The 5588-nt window shown below is 35.4% G+C and carries 6 protein-coding genes; 5 read left to right on the forward strand and 1 reads right to left on the reverse strand.

Features of this window, described 5'->3' with window-relative positions; genetic code table 11:
• Window positions 1–337 precede the first annotated feature (337 nt).
• Window positions 338–970, reverse strand: coding sequence for a Uma2 family endonuclease (locus VB711_RS26185; protein ID WP_323289367.1), 633 nt, complete (start codon window positions 968–970; stop codon window positions 338–340).
• 575 nt (window positions 971–1545) lie between these two features.
• Between VB711_RS26185 and VB711_RS26190 the strand changes: the two genes are divergently transcribed.
• The 5 genes from VB711_RS26190 (at window position 1546) to VB711_RS26210 (ending at window position 5456) form a co-directional block, all read left to right on the forward strand.
• Window positions 1546–1812 (forward strand): type II toxin-antitoxin system ParD family antitoxin, encoded by a 267-nt coding sequence (locus tag VB711_RS26190; protein ID WP_323289363.1) that lies wholly within the window; start codon window positions 1546–1548, stop codon window positions 1810–1812.
• Complete coding sequence (locus VB711_RS26195) at window positions 1809–2102, forward strand: type II toxin-antitoxin system RelE/ParE family toxin (protein WP_323289364.1); 294 nt, start codon at window positions 1809–1811, stop codon at window positions 2100–2102. Before VB711_RS26190 ends, VB711_RS26195 begins: the two co-directional genes overlap by 4 nt.
• A gap of 389 nt (window positions 2103–2491) precedes the next feature.
• Window positions 2492–3910, forward strand: coding sequence for a serine/threonine-protein kinase (locus tag VB711_RS26200; protein ID WP_323289365.1), 1419 nt, complete (start codon window positions 2492–2494; stop codon window positions 3908–3910).
• A gap of 852 nt (window positions 3911–4762) precedes the next feature.
• Window positions 4763–5053, forward strand: a complete 291-nt coding sequence (locus tag VB711_RS26205) for a hypothetical protein (RefSeq protein WP_323289366.1) — start codon at window positions 4763–4765, stop codon at window positions 5051–5053.
• Between the two features lie 100 nt (window positions 5054–5153).
• The gene (locus tag VB711_RS26210) at window positions 5154–5456 is read left to right on the forward strand and encodes a type II toxin-antitoxin system VapC family toxin (protein ID WP_416233628.1); all 303 of its coding nucleotides are present in this window, start codon (window positions 5154–5156) and stop codon (window positions 5454–5456) included.
• Window positions 5457–5588 lie beyond the last annotated feature (132 nt).

Consider the following 5588-nt stretch of genomic DNA (forward strand, 5'->3'; position numbering starts at 1 on the left):
GTTATTAGATGTTTTGCAAAACAATCCTATACCGATTTTACAACGTAATGGTAATATTCCGATCAAACTAGCAAAAGTGATAGATTTAGCTTTAACAGAAAAGCCACAAATTTATTTTCAAAATGCACAGGAGTTTAAACAAGCGTTGTTAAAATAATTACTAAAATCCCAACACAGGTAGGGGTTTAGCAGTGCTAAACCCTGACAATTATTGAGTCCAAACCAACATTTCCCTAACTACATTTAGGATATTTTTTATATAGCATTTCCTAATCAAATGAAGTACAAAATTATCCGCGTTCATCCGCGTTCATCTGCGTTTAAATCTTGCTATAAATTAATTATTCACCCAAACTCTAAAAGCCTTTAATATAGCATTTCTTCCCATAGTTTTACTTTTCTCTAAATATTGAGGAATAACTTGAGTTAAAGGTAAATTAGGAAAATTTAAACTAGATGTTGATTCCACATAAACACCATCTTGTAAAAGATTAATTCGCAAAACTCCATTTTCAAAACGCCATACTTCAGGAACTTTTAAACCTTGATATATATTCAAATGGGTACGGGAAGTAATATCAATTTCCAAAGCCAAATCTGGAGGTGGATCAATTGTTAAATCTAGTCTTTTTTTACCCCGAATTACAGCTTCATTTTTAATATAAAAACATTGATCAGGTTCTATACCTTGTGCCATAAATTGATTTTTAAATGTCGTAGAACCAAAACATCTAAACTCAATATTTAATTCTTCTAATAAAGCCTTAACTAAATCGCTAATAATTTCCTTATCAAATTCATGTTCTGGTAAAGGATTCATAATTTCTAATATTCCCCTATCATAAGCTATTCGCGCTGCACGATGTTCTCCCAATTCTTCAATAATGGTTTCTAATTCTTTCCAATCCACATTTTCTAATAAAACCCTTTGTCCTGGTGGTACATGAATGCGCTTTAGTTCTAACAACATCATTGCCACTCCTTCTAATTTACATATTTTGATATTATAACATCCGAGATCCCCGACTTCTTCAAGAAATTAGGGATCTAACACAACGTAATGATATAATTAAATTAATCTCCACCGTATCTACAATCAAAAGTATGATTATTTGGCAATCAGGGCAACAAATCAATAATGGTAGATTTATCACTCAGGGTCTATTGGGTAGCAGTCGTTTTGGGACTACATACAAAGCTTTAGAAGCTTTATTCACAGAATAAATAGTTATTAGTTTTTGTAGGTTGGGTTAAGCGACAGCGCAACCCAACAAAAGCCCGTAAATGTTGGGTTTCCTAACGTCAATCCAACCTACCTGATTTAATGTTTTTAGCTTAACTAAACCCCTACCCCACGGTTAGAAACTAACACTGGTAAATTATATGCCATCCATCCCCCGCATTCTTAATGTCTACAAAGTTATCCAGGAGAGTATGCTGTTTGGGGTGGTGATGGAATATATTGATGGGGTGACTTCCATAATGGCGTTGTGATTCAGACAATTACGTTTATAATTAAAATTATTCAGTCGTAAGAAATAGACAATGAATATTATCCTAAAACCAGAACAAGAACAGTTTATTAAAAAACAGTTAGATCAAGGAAGATTCCCTAATGTTGAAGCTGTCATCAATCAAGCTCTAGAACTTTTACAAGAAAAACAACGAGAATATGAAGACTGGGTAGAAGATGTGAAAATTAAAGTTAATGAAGCCGCAGCAGAATTAGAACGAGGGGAAGGAGTTCCTTTAGAAACCGTTGTTGAACAGATACAAGCGAGATTTCGTCATGTCCGTGAGGATAAAAAATGAATCAATGTTTGATTTCACCTCTAGCAATTCGAGATTTAGACAGCATTTCTAATTATTTTTTAAATAGAAATATTGAAACGGGAGAAATACTTTTTCAAGATTTCACAAAAAAGTGTGAAAATTTACTACAATTTCCCCAGATGGGACGCAGTTACGAATATATAAGACAGGGAATGCGTGGAGTTCCTTTAAATGGTTACATCATTTTTTATCAAGTTGTTGATAACAATGTAGAAATTCTTAGAGTCGTGAATGGTCGTCAAGATTTAGAAGCTTTATTCACAGAATAAATAGTTATTAGTTTTTGTAGCGACAGCGCAACCCAACAAAAGCTCGTAAATGTTGGGTTTCCTAACGTCAACCCAACCTACCTGATTTAATGTTTTTAGCTTAACTAAACCCCTACCCCACGGTTAGTTTATCGGTAAAAATATAATTAGTCCCAACCTGAAACAACCTATTTTGTTGAAAGCAGATTATGATTAATTTGTACAGTAAATAAGTCCTAGTAATGATTTAAAATGTAGTCTTGAATCCTGTTCATCCTTAAATCCTGGAAATCCTGATTCAGACAATTTACCCCACTAGCAACTGTCTTTTTTAAAAAATCGGCATATTAGGTATGATATAACCGCTACAATATATTAAATCAACCCCGACAGTATCTACAATCAAAGGTATGATTATTTGGCAACCAGGGCAACAAATTAATAACGGTAGATTTATCATTCAGGGTCAACCATTGGGTAGCGGTGGTTTTGGGACTACATACAAAGCCAAAGAAACCAACACTGGTAAATTATACGCCATCAAAACCCTAAATGCAGCCATGCAAGGCAGGGACGATTTCACAGAACAGCAGGTTAAGTTTATTAACGAAGCATTGACAATCAAAGGTTTTGACCATCCTCATATTCTTAAAGTTTATGAAGTTATCCAAGAGGGTATTCTGTTTGGGGTGGTGATGGAATATATTGATGGGGCGACTTTATTTAAACACGTCCAAACTAAGGGACAATTATCAGAAGCAGAAGCACTATTATATATAGATCAAATTGGTCAGGCTTTAGAATATATTCACAACAAGGGACAGTTACACCGCGATATTAAACCGGGAAATATTCTGTTACGACAAAATAAACAAGAAGCGGTTTTAATTGATTTTGGTTTAACTCGCAGTATTGCAACAAGAAGCATGACTAACTCACTTACGGAGGGTTATGCACCCATTGAACAATATCGACGAAAGGGTAATTTTGGTTCTCATACGGATGTTTACGCTTTAGCCGCTACTTTATATTATCTTTTGACTGCGGATGGATTGAGAAATGAGGGAGAAAATTCCCCAGTACCCGCAACTAACCGTAGATATGATGATGAACCTTTACCAGAACCTAAGCATTATAACCCCCGTGTGAGTCAGAGGGTGAATGCTGCTATTTTGCAGGGTATGGAGGTAGAACCGGAAAAACGAACTCCCACGGTGTTGAAGTTTCGGGAAAATTTGGGTTTGGTGGTTCAAAAACCGATTAATTTTGATATTCAACAACCCGTTAAAAATGTACAAACACCACCAGTAACCCAACCCCAGAGAAGAACCCCACCCCCTAACCCCCTCCCCGCAAGCGAGGAGGGGGGACTCAAATCAGCCGTAGGACAGGATTACAAAAAACTGCGTGATTTGCTGGCTGGGGAGAAGTGGAAGGAAGCAGACGAGGAAACATTACGGGTAATGTTAGCGGTTGCGAAACGGGAAAAGGAAGGTTGGTTAGATCCGAACAGTATTGATAATTTTCCCTGTGAAGACCTCCGCACTATTGACCGGTTGTGGGTAAAATACAGTAACGGGCATTTTGGTTTTTCAGTCCAAAAGCGTATTTATCAAAGTCTGGGTGGAACAAGGTATTACAGCGAGAAAATTTGGCAAGCCTTCGGGGACAAGGTAGGATGGAGAAAAGGAGGGAGTTGGTTGTACTACAAAGGTATTACTTTTGATAAAAAAGCACCAGAAGGACACCTCCCAACGGGGAAGCTGAGGAGAGGAGGGCGGACGGCTGGTTTGGTTTTCTTCTCTCGCATCGAGACTTGTAAACCTTAATATTTAAAGGTTACAGAAAATTATTAAGATTTATGAACAGGTGATTTTCCACGAAGCCTTGCGGGTTCTGGGTTTCCGATACCTGGCACTCGGTTTTCCGGGTTTTAAGAAAAAACCTGTAGTACAATACAGGCTGAATCATATACTAAACACGAAAATACACATCCTGTACATCCTTAAATCCTGTTTATCCTGATTCAGCAGTTTGTAGCAGTTTGTAGCAGTTTGTAGGGTGCGTTAGGAGCGCAAAAGGATTATAAAATTAACGAATAAATAAGATCCGCGACGTAACGCACCATTATAATTAAATGGGATTTAAAAAAACATAATGAAATAAATTATTTAATCAATATGAGGTGCGTTACGCTGTCGCTAACACACCCTACAAATTACCAATTTAAAAGCAACAAAAATCTATCTCCAGGATTTGAGGATTTACAGGATGTTATTGAATGATTTTTGGTGGGGAGTTGGTGATTCTTATTTGTCAGAATCAGGATATCCAGGATTTTAGGATTTACAGGATATTATTGGATGATTTTTGGTGGGGAGTTAGTGATTTTTATTTGTCCGAATCAGGATACCCAGGATTTTAGTTTGTAGGGTGCGTTAGGAGCGCGAAAGGATTATAAAATTAACGAATAAATAAGATACGCGACGTAACGCACCATTATAATTAAATGGGATTTTAAAAAAGATAATACAATAAATTATTTAATCAATATGAGGTGCGTTACGCTGTCGCTAACACACCCTACAAATTACTACAAATTACTTCCGGCTTGGGTTGAGGACGGTATTTTTTACATCATTCAGATATAATATAATAAATTGCCAGCAGGAGTATTACTTATGACGGTAAAAAAACTTATTCAAGCAGAAATTGACAGAATACCAGAACAAGAACTAGATAACCTTTATCAATGGATAAAAGAATTTACAGATAAAATAAATAATGTAAAAAATGGGCTTTTTTCATCCCAAAATATACCACCGGAAACCTTGGAAACAGTAGAAAAACATCTTTCTAATTCTTACCATGATTTAGATTATCTTGCTGGAACATGGACTCAAGAAGATGAAACTGAATTTTTACTTAATACTCAACAATTCAATCAAATAGATCCACAATTATGGCAGTAAAATCAATCTTACTAGATACAACGCTTATACTGCTTTTAAACGTAATCAAAATGAAGCAGTTTCAATAATTAGAAATGTAGATGTTATTGCTATCAATTCTATTATCCTGGGAGAACTGTTAGGAGGTTTTGCATTAGGAAATAAACTAGAACTTAATCGTTATGAATTAGAAAAATTCATGGAATCTACTAGGGTCAAAATATTTACCATAGATGAAAAAACATCAGAATGTTATGCTCTCCTTTATCAGCAATTAAGGAAAAAAGGAAAACCTATACCTACTAATGATATTTGGATTGCAGCTACAGCAGTTCAACATAATTTAATCTTATTTACTTATGATAGTGATTTTGAAAATATAGAAAATCTAAAATTAGGTAATTGTTTAGCAGATTTTATTTAAAAATCATAATTGATCATTATACTTGAAACAGTAATTCAGCAGTTTGTAGGGTGCGTTAGGAGCGCGAAAAGATTATAAAATTAACGAATAAATAAGATCCGCGACGTAACGCACCATTATAAATAATTAGGG

It is taken from the genome of Cronbergia sp. UHCC 0137 (assembly GCF_034932285.1).
Taxonomy (GTDB): domain Bacteria; phylum Cyanobacteriota; class Cyanobacteriia; order Cyanobacteriales; family Nostocaceae; genus Cronbergia.